This is a genomic window from Megasphaera vaginalis (ex Srinivasan et al. 2021), assembly GCF_000478965.1.
Lineage (GTDB): Bacteria > Bacillota > Negativicutes > Veillonellales > Megasphaeraceae > Megasphaera > Megasphaera vaginalis.
On the sequence record NZ_AWXA01000053.1, the window covers coordinates 81,393 to 97,054 of the forward strand.

General features: G+C 50.6%; 14 protein-coding genes and 1 pseudogene. 14 read left to right on the forward strand and 1 reads right to left on the reverse strand.

Annotation, left to right across the window (positions count from 1 at the left end; translation table 11 throughout):
• Positions 1-16: 16 nt before the first annotated feature.
• From murG to HMPREF1250_RS09570, 5 genes are all read left to right on the forward strand, one after another.
• Positions 17-1,138: an undecaprenyldiphospho-muramoylpentapeptide beta-N-acetylglucosaminyltransferase gene (gene murG, locus HMPREF1250_RS09550; RefSeq protein WP_023054440.1), complete on the forward strand. Its 1,122-nt coding sequence runs from the start codon at positions 17-19 to the stop codon at positions 1,136-1,138.
• Positions 1,139-1,154: 16 nt separating this feature from the next.
• Positions 1,155-2,546, forward strand: coding sequence for a UDP-N-acetylmuramate--L-alanine ligase (murC, locus tag HMPREF1250_RS09555; protein ID WP_036243239.1), 1,392 nt, complete (start codon positions 1,155-1,157; stop codon positions 2,544-2,546).
• Positions 2,546-3,484, forward strand: a complete 939-nt coding sequence (locus HMPREF1250_RS09560; RefSeq protein ID WP_023054447.1) for a D-alanine--D-alanine ligase — start codon at positions 2,546-2,548, stop codon at positions 3,482-3,484. Before murC ends, HMPREF1250_RS09560 begins: the two co-directional genes overlap by 1 nt.
• A gap of 27 nt (positions 3,485-3,511) precedes the next feature.
• A complete protein-coding gene (locus tag HMPREF1250_RS09565) occupies positions 3,512-4,450 on the forward strand; it encodes a cell division protein FtsQ/DivIB (protein WP_023054519.1) in 939 nt (312 codons plus the stop codon).
• 83 nt (positions 4,451-4,533) lie between these two features.
• Positions 4,534-4,905: a NifB/NifX family molybdenum-iron cluster-binding protein gene (locus tag HMPREF1250_RS09570; protein WP_023054494.1), complete on the forward strand. Its 372-nt coding sequence runs from the start codon at positions 4,534-4,536 to the stop codon at positions 4,903-4,905.
• Between the two features lie 117 nt (positions 4,906-5,022).
• Here HMPREF1250_RS09570 and HMPREF1250_RS09575 read toward each other — a convergent pair whose 3' ends face one another.
• On the reverse strand, positions 5,023-5,352 hold the full coding sequence (locus tag HMPREF1250_RS09575) for a hypothetical protein (RefSeq protein WP_023054413.1): 330 nt from the start codon (positions 5,350-5,352) through the stop codon (positions 5,023-5,025).
• A gap of 241 nt (positions 5,353-5,593) precedes the next feature.
• Between HMPREF1250_RS09575 and rpsO the strand changes: the two genes are divergently transcribed.
• From rpsO to HMPREF1250_RS12090, 9 genes and pseudogenes are all read left to right on the forward strand, one after another.
• Positions 5,594-5,860, forward strand: coding sequence for a 30S ribosomal protein S15 (gene rpsO / locus HMPREF1250_RS09580; protein ID WP_023054448.1), 267 nt, complete (start codon positions 5,594-5,596; stop codon positions 5,858-5,860).
• 79 nt (positions 5,861-5,939) lie between these two features.
• A complete protein-coding gene (locus HMPREF1250_RS09585) occupies positions 5,940-8,078 on the forward strand; it encodes a polyribonucleotide nucleotidyltransferase (protein WP_023054507.1) in 2,139 nt (712 codons plus the stop codon).
• 2 nt (positions 8,079-8,080) lie between these two features.
• Positions 8,081-8,527 (forward strand): deoxyuridine 5'-triphosphate nucleotidohydrolase, encoded by a 447-nt coding sequence (locus HMPREF1250_RS09590; protein WP_036243247.1) that lies wholly within the window; start codon positions 8,081-8,083, stop codon positions 8,525-8,527.
• A gap of 67 nt (positions 8,528-8,594) precedes the next feature.
• On the forward strand, positions 8,595-9,140 hold the full coding sequence (locus HMPREF1250_RS09595; protein ID WP_023054475.1) for an NUDIX hydrolase: 546 nt from the start codon (positions 8,595-8,597) through the stop codon (positions 9,138-9,140).
• A 12-nt stretch (positions 9,141-9,152) separates the two neighbouring features.
• Positions 9,153-10,331, forward strand: coding sequence for a phosphopentomutase (locus HMPREF1250_RS09600; protein WP_023054419.1), 1,179 nt, complete (start codon positions 9,153-9,155; stop codon positions 10,329-10,331).
• 6 nt (positions 10,332-10,337) lie between these two features.
• Positions 10,338-11,648, forward strand: coding sequence for a thymidine phosphorylase (locus tag HMPREF1250_RS09605; protein WP_023054388.1), 1,311 nt, complete (start codon positions 10,338-10,340; stop codon positions 11,646-11,648).
• Between the two features lie 12 nt (positions 11,649-11,660).
• Positions 11,661-12,518 carry an SDR family oxidoreductase gene (locus tag HMPREF1250_RS09610; protein WP_023054484.1) on the forward strand — a complete coding sequence of 286 codons (858 nt, stop codon included), beginning with the start codon at positions 11,661-11,663 and terminating at the stop codon, positions 12,516-12,518.
• Positions 12,519-12,527: 9 nt separating this feature from the next.
• Positions 12,528-14,300 carry a 23S rRNA (uracil(1939)-C(5))-methyltransferase RlmD gene (gene rlmD / locus HMPREF1250_RS09615; RefSeq protein WP_023054425.1) on the forward strand — a complete coding sequence of 591 codons (1,773 nt, stop codon included), beginning with the start codon at positions 12,528-12,530 and terminating at the stop codon, positions 14,298-14,300.
• A gap of 357 nt (positions 14,301-14,657) precedes the next feature.
• Positions 14,658-15,606, forward strand: a pseudogene (locus HMPREF1250_RS12090) (IS3 family transposase); the annotation flags it as partial.
• Positions 15,607-15,662: the final 56 nt, after the last annotated feature.

Genomic DNA, 15,662 nt, shown 5'->3' on the forward strand with positions numbered 1-15,662 from the left:
ATAAGGAGGACGTGTTATGGGCCGTGTCATTCTTTCCGGCGGCGGAACGGGAGGCCATATTTATCCGGCAATCACGATCGCCAGAGCAATAGCCGATATAGAGCCGACGGAATTTTTATACGTAGGTTCGAAAACAGGACTGGAAAATACATTGATACCGAAAGAAGGGTTTCCCTTCGTGACCCTCGACGTGCGGGGGTTGGAGCGGAGAATTTCGTTGCGCAACGTCGTTACTGTAGGAAAGACGACGGGAAGCGTTTTCAAGGCTGCCAGAATCATACAAAAATTTAAGCCTGACGTCGTTATCGGAACGGGCGGTTTCGTTTGCGGTCCCGTTTTATTGGCGGCGAGTTTAAGCGGCGTTCCGACGTTGGTCCAGGAACAAAATGTCATTCCCGGTGTGACGAATATGATTTTAAGCAAATTTGCCAATCGCGTAGCCTTGGGTTACAAGGAGGCGATGCAGCGGTTTAAGAAAAAGGACGCGCTGGTTTATACCGGTAATCCTGTCCGCAAAGATGTGTTGACCGTATCAAAGGAGCAGGGACAGGCGCTCTTGGGCCTGGATCCTTGTAAGTTTACGCTTCTCGTCGCCGGCGGCAGCCGCGGCGCGCGCAGCATCAATACGGCGATGATTGAAGTGCATCAATATTTCAGAAATGATAAAGATATACAGATTCTGCATGTCACAGGAGATCATGAATACGATCGAGTCGTCAAACAGCTGGACGGTATCGACGGCAAAGGGAATTATGGCGAAGGAAGCCATATTATTCCGTACTTGCATCATATGCCGGAAGCCTTGGTAGCGGCCGATCTGGCCGTTTATCGCGCCGGTGCCGTCGGCTTGGCGGAATTGACAGTACGCGGTTTGCCTGCTATACTCATCCCCTACCCCTATGCCGCAGAAGATCATCAGCGCTATAACGCGCAGGCCTTGGTCCTGAACGGGGCGGCGAAAATGATTTTGGACAAGATGCTGACGGGGCGGGAATTACTGGAAGAAATCAGACGTCTGAAGGATGATCCGCGGAATTTGAAGGCGATGGCGGCGGCGAGCAAAGCCATGGGACGTCCGCAGGCGGCGGAAGATATTGCGAAATTGGCGCTGTCCATTGCTAGGAACAGCAAACGTTAGAAAAGGGTGCATGATCATGATCAATCTCAATTCGGTAAAGCGTGTACATTTCATCGGTATCGCCGGTGTCGGCATGCAGGCGATTGCCAATATATTTATTGATAAAGGCTACAGCGTTTCCGGGTCCGATATGAAAGCGACGGCAGTAACGGAAAATTTCGCCGCCCGCGGCGCGCGCATCTGTATCGGACAAAGAGCCGAAAATCTCGGTGACGCTGAAGTCGTCGTTATTTCTTCGGCAATCCGCGAGACGAATGAAGAGTTGAAGGCGGCGCGGGAACAGGGAATTCCCGTCATTCATCGCGCCGATGCCCTGGTACATATCATGAGTTGGGGCAAGGCAATCGCCGTTGCCGGCGCTCACGGGAAAACGACGACATCGTCCATGTTGGGGCAGGTTTTTTATGAAAATAATACGGATCCGACCCTGGTCATTGGCGGGGAAGTGGATTATCTGCACAGTAATTCTGTCTTGGGGCATGGCCGGTATGTAATTGCCGAAGCCGACGAAAGCGACGGTTCTTTTTTGAAAGAATCTCCGTATATTGCCGTCGTCACCAACATTGACGCCGATCATATGGATTACTACGGGTCTATTGAAAATGTCGTCGCTGCGTTTAAACAATTTATCCAGCTCCTTGATAAAGAAGAAGGGGCGGCCGTTCTTTGTGTGGAAAATGAGCATATTCGCAACTTGCTGCCAACATTGGAACGCCGCTGTATTACGTACGGTATCGAGCACGAGGCCGACTATCAGGCAACGAATGTCTTTTATCACGACGGCTTGCTGACTTTTACCGTACTCCACGGCGGCGCCGCTCTCGGCGATGTGACCCTTGCCGTTCCTGGCCGTCACAATATTCTGAATGCCCTGGCAACGATAGCGACGGCGTTGTACTGCGGTCTTGCCTTTACGGATATCGTCACGGCGCTGTCGCATTTTCACGGAGCCAGACGCCGTTTTCAGACGAAAGGGCATGTCAACGGCGTTTGGGTCGTCGATGACTACGCTCACCATCCGACGGAAATTAACGCTACCCTGACGGCGGCTCGGGACATGGGGACACATCGTGTTGTCTGTCTCTTTCAGCCCCATCGTTATACGCGGACAAAATTGTTGGCAAAAGAATACGGCCGATCATTTGTTTGCGCCGATAAATTGATCATTACCGATGTATACAGTGCCGGTGAAGATCCCATTCCGGGAGTCAGCGGCAGACTGATTGTCGATATGGTGCAGAAACTGTCGCATCAGGACGTTCTGTACATTCCGACTAAAGAAGCGGTCTTGGCTTATTTGGAAGAACATGCGCAGCCGCAGGATCTGGTTATCACCATGGGTGCCGGCGATATTTATACAGTCGGTGAGCAATATGTCGCCGCAGCGGGAAAGAAGGTGCAGTGGTAATGGAAATAACGAAGGATAAACGTATTGCCGTTGTCGTCGGCGGGCCGTCAACGGAAGCCGACGTCTCACGGCGCACCGGCGCGGCGATTGCCGCGGCCCTGACAACCCGGGGGTATCGGGCCGAAATTATCGAACTGGTGCCGGAAAAGTTTGCGCAGACCCTGTCGGCAGGGACGTTCGACGTCGTTTTCAATGCGCTTCACGGTCGTTATGGCGAAGATGGCGTTCTCCAGGGCCTGTGTGAAATGATGGGCATGCCTTATACGGGGCCCGGTGTCATGGCAAGCGCCGCCGGTATGAATAAGGTAATCAGCAAGTGCGCCTTTCAAGGCGCCGGGATTCCGACAGCCCCATTTGCCTATTATTTTTCATCACAACCCTTTGATTCCATCATAGCGGATATCGGTCGAACTTTTTCCTTGCCTGTCGTCATTAAATCGGCGGCGCAGGGATCCAGCATCGGCACGGTCATTGTCAATGAGACAGGCGCGTTGAGGTCGGCGTTGGAAGAGGCCTTCCGGTATGGCACATCTATCATTGTCGAAGCTTTTATCGACGGAGATGAGTTTACGGTAGCCGTTATGGATGATACGGCTTTTCCCGTGATCCAGATCGTTTCCAGTACGGGAAAATATGATTATTACTCAAAATACACACCGGGCGTTTCGTCGCATTTGTGTCCGGCGCCGATCGGCGATGCCATGACGAAGAAAATGCAGGACACGGCTTTGGACGTGTTCCATTTGCTTCATTGCAGCGGTGTTTCCCGCGTCGATATGATGACAGATAAAGAGGGAAATCTCTTTGTCCTGGAAATCAATACCGTACCGGGGATGACGGCTACCAGCCTCGTTCCCGATGCAGCGAGAGCGATGGGCGTATCCTTTGAGGAACTATGTGAAAAAATTTTGCTCGAAGCTGCAACGGGGAAATTTTAATATACTACGTCTACGTGCAGGGACTTCATGATGACGAAAGAAAAATTTATACCTCCGGAAGGGGAAACAACTTTATATGACGATGTGAACCGTCCGGGTGCAGATGAAACCGGACGGTATATACGCCTTGACGCAGATGCGCAAGCCGTATATACCGTCGATGACGACGGGCAGTCGCCTATGTCGACAGAAGCGCTGCAGCGCATTGCTAGACGAAAAGCGAAGAATCTGCAGAAGAAGCAGCGACAGCAACAGCGCCGCCTGCGGCGGCGACGGCGGCTGCGTGTGTTCGCGGCTGTTTGCGGCGTCTTTTTCCTGTGGCTCATTTTGCGTCTGGCGCCGGTTCCTTTCGGCGCCGTCATCGTCGACGGCAATGAAACGATGTCCTTTGCCGAAGTGTATCGGGCCGCCGGCGTTGGCGAACCGGTCAATACGGTTAAGTTGTCGGTAAGCGATATGGCTGCCCGGCTGCGCAAGGACCTGCGTGTCGGCGACGTCAAGATTACGCGTGAATTTCCCGCCGTTATTCATATTGACATGAAAGAAAGAAAAGCGGCAGCCGTTTTGACGACGATGTACGGTTTTGCCGCCGTTGATGCGACGGGAACGGTCATTGCCGTTGAGCCGCAGATCAAAGGATTTTCGGCGCCCCTGATGACGGGAAAGAAGATTGATACGCTGTTGTTGGGCGACGTTATCGGCGAGCCGGAGATCGTCAACGCCATACAGTATCTCCAAGCCTTGTCACCGGAGGTGACGGAAGAAATCGTGGAGATCAATGTAGGCAATCCGGCCGATATTATTGCCTATACGAAAGATTCCGTTTCCATCCATTTAGGAACGGGGGACAATCCGGTTGAACGGGCGGCGCTCACGATGGAACTGCTTCAGGAAGTAACGGATAATAAGCTGTCCGTCCAATATATTAATGCCGATCCCGCGGCGCCTCTCGTCAAGACGAAATAATCTGTTGTCCGGCGCCGCAGATTGGCGGCGTCGGATTTTCTGAAAGCACGACCGGCAGCGTGTTTAGAAAGGAGCGGTAAGAAATGAAAATAGCGGTTACCTACGATCAGGAACAAATATTTCCCCATTTCGGCAAATCGGAAGCCTTTAAACTGTACGATATAGCCGACGGTGTCATCCTTGCGGCGAGCGTCGTCGGTACAGACGGTCAGGGGCACGGCGCCTTGGCGGGATTTTTGCGGTCCCATGCCGTCGACGCCGTGATTTGCGGCGGTATCGGCGAAGGCGCGCAACAGGCGTTGCAAGATGCCGGCATCACTTGCTATAACGGCAACAGCGGCAGCTGTGATACGGCGGTGCAGAAGCTTCTGGACGGCCAACTGGCTGCAAATGATCGGCAGGCCCTGTGCCGACACCATGAGCATACGGACGGCCACGGCTGCCGCCATGACTGATGATAACGGCATGAACTCGTCTTCCGTTTTTTTTCGGAGACGGGTTCTTTGGTTTTACGTCGGTTGTCGTTTTAAGGAGGATTTCTTCTTGAGAACCGTGAAGTGATGCGCCCCCTTTCAGTGCGGCAGGCCGGGAAATGCCGTTACGAAGCGGATCGTCAGATCGGGAAAATAATCGACAAATTGAATGGTGAAGTTTTCTCCGCTGCTGACGAATTGCCATTCTCCCAAGCGATGGGGAAACGCTGAAACGGCTTTGACGTTCAGGTCGGGGAAGGCGTCGACTGTCTTCACTTTGAGGTCGCCGCCGTGACTGACGATTCGGACCTTGCCGGCCAGGCGAATGCCGTTCCAGCAACCGTCAGGCCCGATATGAGCGGCAGCGGCGGCCGGCAGGGAAATGACGATGAGCAGGGCGGCGATAATTCCCGTGGCTTTTTTCATCATCAGACCTCCTTTTTTCTTTAGTATACCATTGCAGATGCGGGGCGGATAATGCCGTATAGTCATTTGCGCGGCGGGCGGCGAAGTAAATTTTTTTGACGGAAAGACGGTGATGGTCGCTCATTTCTTTACATCGTCAGTCGTCTAGTGTATAATAACTACTGTCATACAGATGCCGGGTGTCTCGAAATCTCCGACGATCACGCAGCATTTTGTGTATTTTTATTTACAGGAGGAATGAACAATGTTAAACGTAGAAGAAAAGAAAGAAATTATTGCCAAATATGGCGCCAATGAAAATGATACGGGTTCTCCGGAAGTACAGATCGCTTTGTTGACAAGCCGTATCGTTTATCTGACGGAACATCTTCGGAGCCACAAGAAGGATCATGCGTCCCGCCGCGGTTTGCTCAAGCTCGTCGGCCAACGCCGCAACTTGCTCGGCTATTTACAGAAACATGACTTGGATCGTTATCGTGCAATTATTGAAAAGCTGAACCTGCGTAAATAATCGCACCCATCAGGCTGATGTATAGGCATCAGCCTTTTTTTTAAGAACAGCTTGAGGAATGGTTGAAGGAGGAAATGGAATGGAACAGGTTTTCCAAATGGATTTTGCCGGTCGGCCGCTGCGCGTTGAAGTCGGCAAATTGGCCAAGCAGGCCAGCGGCGCCGCTTTGGTGCGATATGGCGATACGGCCGTATTCGTTACGGCTACGGGCTCGAAAGAAGCGAAAGAAGGGACGGATTTTTTCCCGCTTACCGTAGATTATGAAGAAAAAATGTATGCTGTCGGCAAGATTCCCGGCGGCTTCATCAAGCGCGAAGCCAAACCGCCGGAATCGGCGACGCTTTTTGCCCGTCTCATCGACCGGCCCATTCGTCCCCTTTTTCCGAAAACATATCGCCACGAAGTTCATGTCGTAGCCTATGATTTTTGCGTCGATCATGATAATGCGCCGGAAATTGCCGCGCTGATCGGCGCCTCTGTTTCGCTTTGCATGTCGCACATTCCTTTTGCCGGACCGATTGCCGGCGTGCGTGTCGGCCGCGTTGACGGTCAATTCGTCATTAATCCGACAGTGGCGCAGAGCGAAGCCAGTGATATGGATATCGTCGTTGCCGGCACGAAAGATGCGATCCTCATGGTCGAAGGCGGTGCCAAACAGGTGCCGGAAGCCGATATTCTTGACGCGATCATGGTTGCTCATGAAGAAATTAGAAAGGTCGTTGCGTTCCAGCTTTCGTTCCTTGAATCCATCAGTACGCCTAAACAGGAGTTCGTGGAAGCCGAAGTGCCGGCCGATATTGTGGAAGCCGTGCATGCCTATGGCGAAGCGGCCATGAAAGGCGCTGTTTGCGACGCAGATAAAATGGCTCGCGAAGAAAAGATGAATACCGTCGAAGCTGATATTTATGAACACTTTGCCGATATCTACCCGGAAAATATGGAAGATGTGGCGGCAGTAACCCAGAAGATGATCAAGGAGATCGTCCGGCACATGATCGCCGTCGATAAGATTCGCCCCGACGGTCGCCAGGTCAATGAAGTTCGCCCAGTCAGTTGTGAAGTCGGCCTCTTTACGCGCACTCATGGCACCGGCCTGTTTACACGGGGCCAGACGCAGGTCATGAGTTTTGCGACGTTGGCGCCCCTTTCGGAAGCGCAGCACATTGACGGTGTTGGAATGGAAACGGAACGGCGCTATATGCACCATTATAATTTTCCGTCCTTCTGTGTCGGTGAAACGAAATCGTCGCGCGGTCCCGGACGTCGTGAGATCGGTCACGGCAAACTGGCGGAACGGGCCTTGACGCAGGTTATGCCAAGTGAAGCCGATTTTCCCTATGCCATTCGTGTCGTATCGGAAGTTCTTGAATCGAACGGTTCCAGCTCTATGGGCAGCGTCTGCGGCAGCACGCTGGCGCTGATGGATGCAGGTGTGCCGATTGAAGCGCCTGTCGCCGGAGTGGCGATGGGGCTCGTTACCAAAGATGATGATTTTACGATTTTGACGGATATTCAGGGAATGGAAGACGCTCTCGGCGATATGGACTTCAAGGTTGCCGGCACGAAAAAAGGGGTAACGGCCATTCAGATGGATATCAAGATTAAGGGCCTCAGCCGTGAGATCCTCGACAAGGCGTTGCAGCAAGCCCATGAAGGCCGTCTCTTTATCATGGATAAGATGTTGGAAGCTATCAGCGAACCGCGTCCGGAACTGTCTCCCTATGCGCCGCGGATTATTACGATTCAGATTGATCCCGATAAGATTCGTGACGTTATCGGGCCCGGCGGCAAAGTGATTAAGAAGATTACGGAAGAAACGGGAGCTAAGATCGATATTGACGATTCAGGCCTCGTTTCCATCGCCTCTGTCGAAGCCGCCGGCGGCGACAGGGCGAAAGAATGGATCGAGCAGCTGACGAAGGACGTCGAAGTCGGCGAAACTTATGTCGGTAAAGTTACGCGTCTCATGAATTTCGGCGCTTTTGTCGAAGTGCTGCCGGGTAAGGAAGGGCTCGTCCACATTTCGCAGCTGGCGAAGGAACGGGTGGAAAAAGTGGAAGACGTCGTTCATATCGGTGATGAGATCATGGTTAAGTGCGTTGAAATTGATGCGCAAGGGCGTGTCAACCTTTCCCGCAAGGTCCTCCTCGGCGGCGGCGACGCGGAATATAAAGCGCGTCCGAAGCACGGTCATCACGATAAGGGGCAGAAACGATGAGCATGAAAGAACGGGGCTTCGAAATTGTTTCCGCCTATGCCGCTGCAGGCGTCACCTTGCCGCAGCGTAAGACGGCGGCCAGTGCCGGCTATGATTTGGCGGCGGCTGCTGCTGTCGATCTGGCGCCACACGCCGTTACCGTCGTGCCGACGGGGGTAAAGGCGTATATGGCAAGGGATGAATACCTTTCCATTTTCATCCGCTCCAGTCTGGCCTTTAAAAAAGGACTTATGCTGGCGAACAGTACAGGCATCGTGGACAGCGATTACTATAATAACCCCGATAATGAAGGGCATATCATGATTGCCTATTATAATACGGCAGATACGGTCTACCATATCGAAAAAGGGGAACGTATCGGGCAGGGCATTTTTATGAAATATCTGCTGACCGATACGGATGAGGCTGTCGGTCAGCGAACCGGCGGTATCGGCAGTACGGGGAAATAATGGATAAAAAAGACGTCTGGCAGTATAATACTGCTATAGGCGTCTTTTTTTTTAGGAGGATGTTACGATGAGTATCAGCACAGAGACTTTAATCGCAAGAAAAGAGATCATGAAGGGCCGTGTCCTGCATGTCACGTTGGATACGGTCAGCATTAACGGCGGTGAACGGACGGCGACGCGCGAAGCCGTCTGGCATCACGGCGCCTGCGCCGTCTTACCGATCAGAGATGACGGAAAAATTATTTTTGTCCGGCAGTATCGTTATGCAACAGGCGTCGCCATGCTGGAGATTCCGGCCGGAAAGATCGAACGGGACGGGGAAGCGCCGGAACTTTGCGCAGCCCGTGAACTGGAAGAGGAAGCCGGTGTTACCGGCGAAATAACGCCTTTGGGATTTATCTATACGTCGCCCGGTTTTTGCAATGAAAAGTTGTATCTTTATGTTGCGCAAAACTTGAAAAAAGGGTCGCAGCACCTGGACGACGATGAATTTTTGAATATTGAAGTATATACGCCGCAAGAGGTGGAGACGATGATTGAAAGAAACGAAATCGTCGATGCCAAAACGTTGGCGGCTTTTGCCAAAGCGCGAAAATATCTGACTTTCCGATAGGAGGACTCACTGATGCGTTTTAAACGGATAATCGTCATCGTCATGGACAGCGTCGGCGCCGGCAGTGCGCCGGACGCGGCGGCTTTCGGCGACGTCGGAGCCGATACGCTCGGCCATATCGACGCTGCCGTACCTGGTGGTCTGAAACTGCCGCACTTGCGCCGCCTCGGCTTGGGGAAGATTGCGGCCATTCATCATGAAGACAGTCGGATTTGCGGCTCTTACGGCGTCATGGAAGAAATTTCGGCCGGCAAAGATACGACCAGCGGCCACTGGGAGTTTATGGGAAATCCTGTCGATACGCCGTTTCCTGTCTTCGAGAAAGCTTTTCCGCCGGACTTGCTGCGAGCCTTTAAAGAAAAGACGGGTTGTGACTATATAGGCAATGAAGTTGCTTCGGGAACGGAAATTATCGAACGTCTCGGGCCCGCTCATTTTCGAACGAAGGCGCCCATCATCTATACATCGGCAGACAGCGTCTTTCAGATTGCGGCCCACACCGAGGTCATCCCGCTGGCGGAACTGTATCGGATCTGTGACCTTACGAGGCGTGAGGTTTGCATCGGGGCATACGAAGTCGGCCGGGTCATTGCCAGACCTTTTACCGGCCGCCAAGGGGCCTTTGTCCGAACCGGCGACCGTCGTGATTACAGCAGGATGCCGAAACGGAAAATGGTGTTTTCCTACTTGAAAGAAAAGGGCTATGACGTCGTCGGCGTCGGAAAAATAGGAGATATTTACGCTCACGTTGATTTGACGGAGACCTATCATACTGCCGATAACCATGAAGACATGACCGTTTTGACGAGGCAGTTGTCGGCGCATCGCAGGCGTGAAGGTCTCTTTATGGCTAATTTTGTCGATTTTGACAGCCAGTTCGGCCATCGCCGTGATCCGGCCGGGTATGCCCGGTGTCTGGAAACATTTGACGTCATGTTGGGAACCTTCCTGGCGCAAATGACGAGTGACGAATTATTGATCATTACTGCTGATCACGGCAATGATCCCACGTGGAAGGGCACTGATCATACGCGGGAGCGCGTGCCTCTCGTCGTTTACAGTCCGGCTCTGCAGGGCGGCGTCGATTTGGGAATACGCAGTACCTATGCCGATTTGGGACAGACAGTTATGGAAAATTTCGCCGCCGGTGTCCTGCCTTTCGGAAAAAGTTTTTGGCGTGAATTGAGGTGAACGGATATGTGGCCCATTGAATGCATTGAGCATAAACGGGATGGAAAGAAGCTGAGCAGCCGTGAAATCGAGCGCTTCATCAGGGACTATATAGCAGGCCGTGTCGCGGAGTATCAGGCGGCGGCCTGGTTGATGGCCGTTTATCTGAACGGCATGGATGATGCGGAAACGACGGCGCTGACTTTAGCTATGGCGGCCTCGGGGCAGGAGCTTGATTTGTCTGCCATACCGGGGATTGTCGTCGATAAACATAGCACCGGCGGCATTGCCGACACGACGACGCTGATTGTCGCCCCGCTGGTGGCGGCCGCAGGCGTTCCCGTTGCCAAGATGAGCGGCCGCGGCCTGGGTTTTACTGGCGGCACAATTGATAAGCTTGAAGCCGTTCCCGGATTCCGGACAGAACTGAGTGAAGCGGAATTCCTTCATCAGGTCGCGACGACGGGGCTGGCCGTCATGGGGCAGTCAAAAGACATCGCCCCTGCCGACAAACTGCTATATGCTCTGCGTGACGCGACGGGAACGGTAGAAAGTATCCCCCTTATCGCTTCGTCGATTATGAGTAAGAAAATCGCCGCCGGCGCCAAGGCTATCATCCTCGATGTCAAATACGGCCGCGGCGCTTTTATGAAGACGGCGGCAGACGCCGCTCGTTTGGCGGAAACGATGGTACGTATCGGTAGGCTGGCAGGACGCCGCACGGAAGCCGTGGTCACTTCGATGGAAGCGCCGTTAGGCACGGCAATCGGCAACAGCCTGGAAATCGATGAAGCCGTAGAAGCTTTGTCAGGCCGCGGCGGCAAGCGGTTGATGGCCGTCGTCAAGGCCTTAGGGACGCGCATGTTGCTGGCGGCGCAGCGCGTCTCGACGGAGCAGGAAGGACAGACGCTGCTGGCAGAAATGCTCCGTTCAGGTGCAGGACTGCGCAAGTTTGCCGAATTTATAGCGGCCCAAGGCGGCACGATCGACTGGCTCGGCCAAAAAGAACTGACGCGTTGTCATAATACGTACACCGTTTACAGTGATCAAGACGGTTTCCTGCAAGGCGTCGACGGCCTGTCGCTCGGGCAGTTGGCCATGGCACTCGGTGCCGGCCGTGCGAAAAAAGAAGACGCCATTGACCTGCATGTCGGCTTGCGTCTGCATAAAGAACTTGGCGATACTATCCTCAAGGGCGAGCCCTTAATAACGCTGTACGGGAAAGACGGGACGTCCTTGGACGAAGCGGCGCGACGCGGACGCAGGGCTCTTTCGATCAGCGCTGAAGCGGTTTCTGTGCCGCCGGTGATCAGCAGGTATATCAGCTGTGGCGAGTAGGGGGAGACGTACATGGAACGGACAGCGTTAACAGGCGTGACGGGGAAATTGGGGGCCATGGTGGCCCGCTGCCTTGGTGCGGAAGAAGGGCTTCGCTATTTGGCCAGACAGCCGCAGCGCGTAAGAAATGCCGGCGCGATACCCGTTTTGTCTTGCGCCTATGAAAATACGGAGCAAACGAGGCGGGCCTTACAAGGCGTTTCCGTCGTCTTAATGATTTCGGCGTCTGAAAGTCCGCAGCGCCTGCAGCAGCACTTCGCCTTTATCGATGCGGCTAAAAAAGCCGGTGTCCGCCACATCGTTTACACGTCTTTTTATGGTGCGGCGCCGACGGCGACGTTTACGTTGAGTCGTGATCATTGGCGGACGGAAGAATACTTGAAACGGAGCGGCCTTGCTTATACGATTGTGCGCGACAATTTCTATTTGGACTTTTTCATCGATCTCTGTCGGACGTACGGTGAAATCAAAGGCCCGGCCGGTGACGGCAAAACGTCATTCATTTTGCGGCAAGATGTGGCGGCTGTTCTCGCGGCGATCTTGAAGGAGCCGCAGCGTTGGGCCGATCAGACCTTGGAGCTGACAGGGGAAGAAGCCCTTTCGTTAGACGAAATCGCCAAGCAGGTCGGCCGTTTTCTCGGCGCCGATATTCCTTACATCAGGGAAACGGAAAGGGAAGCCTATGAATCGCGTAAGCGTTGGCCCGCCGAGCCTTGGCAGTATGCTGCGTGGGTCAGTACCTATACGGCCATGGCCTGCGGTGAACAAAGCGGCATTTCTGATGACGTGCGTCGCGTTCTCGGCCGCGCCCCTATGACATTGTCGCAATATTTGGTACAATGTAAGTCAGTCAACAGCGATGGAGAATAGCATCATCGTATGCTTAGTAAAGGGCGACGTTGTCGTCCTTTTTCCATGGAGAAAAAAGCGGCTTATGCCGGCGGTTGCAATACCTGGGGCAAAGCCGCAGACGATTCAAATTATGGGGAGGACATTATGGCACAACATGCGACGGTTCCCGTACAGAAGGGGCATACGTATACCATTGAGATTACACGCTTAGGATCAAGCGGCGAAGGAATCGGCCGCGTCGACGGCTTTACCGCTTTCGTTCCCTTTGCGCTGCCGGAAGAGACGGTAGAAGGGGAGATTACAGTCGTCAAAAAACAGTATGCGACAGCTGTGTTGAAAAAGATCGTCAAGCCTTCTAAGGAACGCGTCAAACCGCCGTGTCCCGTCTATGACCGCTGCGGCGGCTGTCAGCTCCAGCACCTTTCCTATCCGGCTCAACTGGTCATGAAACGGCAGCAAGTGGCAGACGCGCTGGTACGCATCGGCCATTTGGAATCTGTTCCCGTTTTGCCGACTTTAGGTGCAGACGATCCGTGGCATTATCGCAATAAAATGCAATTTCCCGTCGCCGCAGGAGCGAGACGCTCACTGGCAATCGGTTGTTTTGCCGCCGCAACTCATCGTGTCATCAATGTAGATGAATGTTTCATTCAAAAAGAAGGCAACAATCGGCTCATTCCTATTTTGCGGCAGTGGATGAAAACCTATAAAATACCGGCCTACGACGAAGATCAGGAGACCGGTATCGTGCGTCACCTGATGGGCAGAGTCGGCGTGCATACAGGCGAAGTCATGGTCTGTCTCGTCACCGCCTGTGATATGGTCCCGCATTTGAAGGACCTGACACGGATGCTGCGTGAAAGTATTCCGAATTTGACCGGTTTTGTTCAAAACGTCAATAAGCGGCATACTAATGTCATTTTAGGAGCGAAGACCAAAGTGATTTATGGGAAACCGACCATTCGCGATTCTATCGGTACGCTGACCTTCAATATTTCGGCGCAATCCTTCTTTCAAGTCAACAGTGAGCAAGCGCAGCGTCTTTATGAAAAAGCCTTGGAATTTGCCGATCTGAAAGGACAAGAAACGGTTGTCGATGTCTACTGCGGTACCGGTACGATTACACTCTTTTTGGCGCAGCGGGCAAAGCAAGTCTATGGCATTGAAATTGTGGCGCCTGCCATTAAAGATGCCGTAAAAAATGCCGGAGACAATCGGATCGCTAACGCCGAATTCCTCCTCGGTGACGCCGCCTATAAACTGCCGGAACTCCTTGGCAGCGGCATTCGTCCTGATGTCATCATCGTTGATCCGCCGCGGGCAGGCTGTGAAGAAAAAGTTCTCACCGCCATTGCCCGCGTCAAACCGAAACGCATCGTCTACGTCTCCTGTAACCCGGCCACCCTTGCCAGAGACTTGGCCTATATGGCGGCAAAAGGCTATAAAACGGAAAAAGTTCAGCCCGTCGATATGTTTCCTATGACACATCATGTGGAGACGGTAGCTCTGTTGTCCAAACTAAATACAGAACATCATTTAGATATAGAAATAGGGGAAGATGAATTATCTGAAATTGACTTTTCAAAAGACGCAACTTATGGAGAAATTAAAAAGTATGTGTTAGATAAATACGGACTAAAAGTTTCAAGCCTATATATTGCACAAATAAAAAGGAAACATGGTCTAATAGAGAGAGAAAATTATAATTTTAGTAAGAAAGAAAATCAAAGAGTGCCAAATTGCCCAGAAGAAAAAGAAAAAGCAATCGAAGATGCTTTAGAGCATTTTGGAATGATTTAAATAATATCTAAGATTGAAAATTTTAAAATTAAGACTTAAAAACTTTAAGATTAAAAAGATATGTACTTCTTATATAACCTAAGAAGATTAATTGAAAATCAGGGGAACGATGATGGTAAAATAAAAAAATTTAACAACTAAAGAAGAATTAGGCATTATTGCCAAAGAGGTTTTTATGAAGTTAAAAATACTGAAAAAGACTTGTTAGAATTGAAAATTTTAGATCATTGTGCAGGGTTTCGTGTCATAATAGTGATAGAGGCAAATAGTTATGTAAATATAAAGAGTTCAAGACTTCTACCAAAGTTTAAAACTCAAAAAATAAATAGTTGGTGTGCTGCTTAGAGTAACCATTTTGATAATGTGGATGCGAAACAAAAAGAGATAATCAGACTTCGTAAAAAATTGAAACAGGTTGAAATGGAGAATGATATTTTAAAGCAAGCTGCACTACTGTTAGGCAAAAAATAGACCTCATTATCTCGAACCGAGATAAATATAGTATTAGTGCAATGTGTAGACTACTTGGGGTCACAAGAAGTTTAGTCTATTATCATTTGAACAAAGAAAAAGATGTGAAATTAGATGAAGATGAAAAACTATTAGAAGAAATAAAAGAAATATTCAGAAGAAGTAGAAACAACTATGGAACACGCAAAATAAAAAAAGAACTAGGGAAAATTGGATATAAAATATCGAGAAGAAAAATAGGCCGAATAATGAAAAAAATGGCCTAGTCTCAAACTATACAGTAGCACAATATAAAGTAATAAGACCCAAATGCAACGAAGAAGACATCCCTAACCTTTTAAATAGATAATTTGACAATAGAGACTATTTAGAAGCAATAGTAAGCGACCTAACATATGTAAGAGTAGGAAAAACATGGAATTATATATGTTTAATAATAGACTTAAACAGTCGTGAAATAATAGGATACTCATCAGGTAAAAACAAAGATGCAAATCTAGAAGCAGAAGCATTTTACTCAATAAGGCAGCCACTAAATCGTATAAAAATATTTCACACAGACAGAGGAAGAGAATTTAAAAATATAAAAATAGAAGAAATATTAAAGGTATTTGGGATAAAAAGATCGCTAAATAAAAAAGGAAGCCCATATGATAACGCAGTAAGCGAAGCAGTCAATAAAGTAATGAAGACAGAATTCATATATCAGGAGAACTTTACTAATTTCCAAGAACTTAATCTAAAATTAGCAGAATACGTATATTGGTATAATAACCTAAGAATTCATGGATCTTTAGGATATAAAACACCAGTAGAATATAGAAAAGCAGAATAAAAAGCTCTGGAAGTTTCATAAATTAAATAAAATATATGAACAGACTGTCAAGGGCA

What these genes read in the sequence shown, in the direction of transcription:
- murG (WP_023054440.1), top strand. Translation starts at nt 17, where the DNA reads ATGGGCCGTGTCATTCTTTCCGGCGGCGGAACGGGAGGCCATATTTAT.
- murC (WP_036243239.1), top strand. Translation starts at nt 1,155, where the DNA reads ATGATCAATCTCAATTCGGTAAAGCGTGTACATTTCATCGGTATCGCC.
- HMPREF1250_RS09560 (WP_023054447.1), top strand. Translation starts at nt 2,546, where the DNA reads ATGGAAATAACGAAGGATAAACGTATTGCCGTTGTCGTCGGCGGGCCG.
- HMPREF1250_RS09565 (WP_023054519.1), top strand. Translation starts at nt 3,512, where the DNA reads ATGATGACGAAAGAAAAATTTATACCTCCGGAAGGGGAAACAACTTTA.
- HMPREF1250_RS09570 (WP_023054494.1), top strand. Translation starts at nt 4,534, where the DNA reads ATGAAAATAGCGGTTACCTACGATCAGGAACAAATATTTCCCCATTTC.
- HMPREF1250_RS09575 (WP_023054413.1), bottom strand. Translation starts at nt 5,352, where the DNA reads ATGATGAAAAAAGCCACGGGAATTATCGCCGCCCTGCTCATCGTCATT.
- rpsO (WP_023054448.1), top strand. Translation starts at nt 5,594, where the DNA reads ATGTTAAACGTAGAAGAAAAGAAAGAAATTATTGCCAAATATGGCGCC.
- HMPREF1250_RS09585 (WP_023054507.1), top strand. Translation starts at nt 5,940, where the DNA reads ATGGAACAGGTTTTCCAAATGGATTTTGCCGGTCGGCCGCTGCGCGTT.
- HMPREF1250_RS09590 (WP_036243247.1), top strand. Translation starts at nt 8,081, where the DNA reads ATGAAAGAACGGGGCTTCGAAATTGTTTCCGCCTATGCCGCTGCAGGC.
- HMPREF1250_RS09595 (WP_023054475.1), top strand. Translation starts at nt 8,595, where the DNA reads ATGAGTATCAGCACAGAGACTTTAATCGCAAGAAAAGAGATCATGAAG.
- HMPREF1250_RS09600 (WP_023054419.1), top strand. Translation starts at nt 9,153, where the DNA reads ATGCGTTTTAAACGGATAATCGTCATCGTCATGGACAGCGTCGGCGCC.
- HMPREF1250_RS09605 (WP_023054388.1), top strand. Translation starts at nt 10,338, where the DNA reads ATGTGGCCCATTGAATGCATTGAGCATAAACGGGATGGAAAGAAGCTG.
- HMPREF1250_RS09610 (WP_023054484.1), top strand. Translation starts at nt 11,661, where the DNA reads ATGGAACGGACAGCGTTAACAGGCGTGACGGGGAAATTGGGGGCCATG.
- rlmD (WP_023054425.1), top strand. Translation starts at nt 12,528, where the DNA reads ATGCTTAGTAAAGGGCGACGTTGTCGTCCTTTTTCCATGGAGAAAAAA.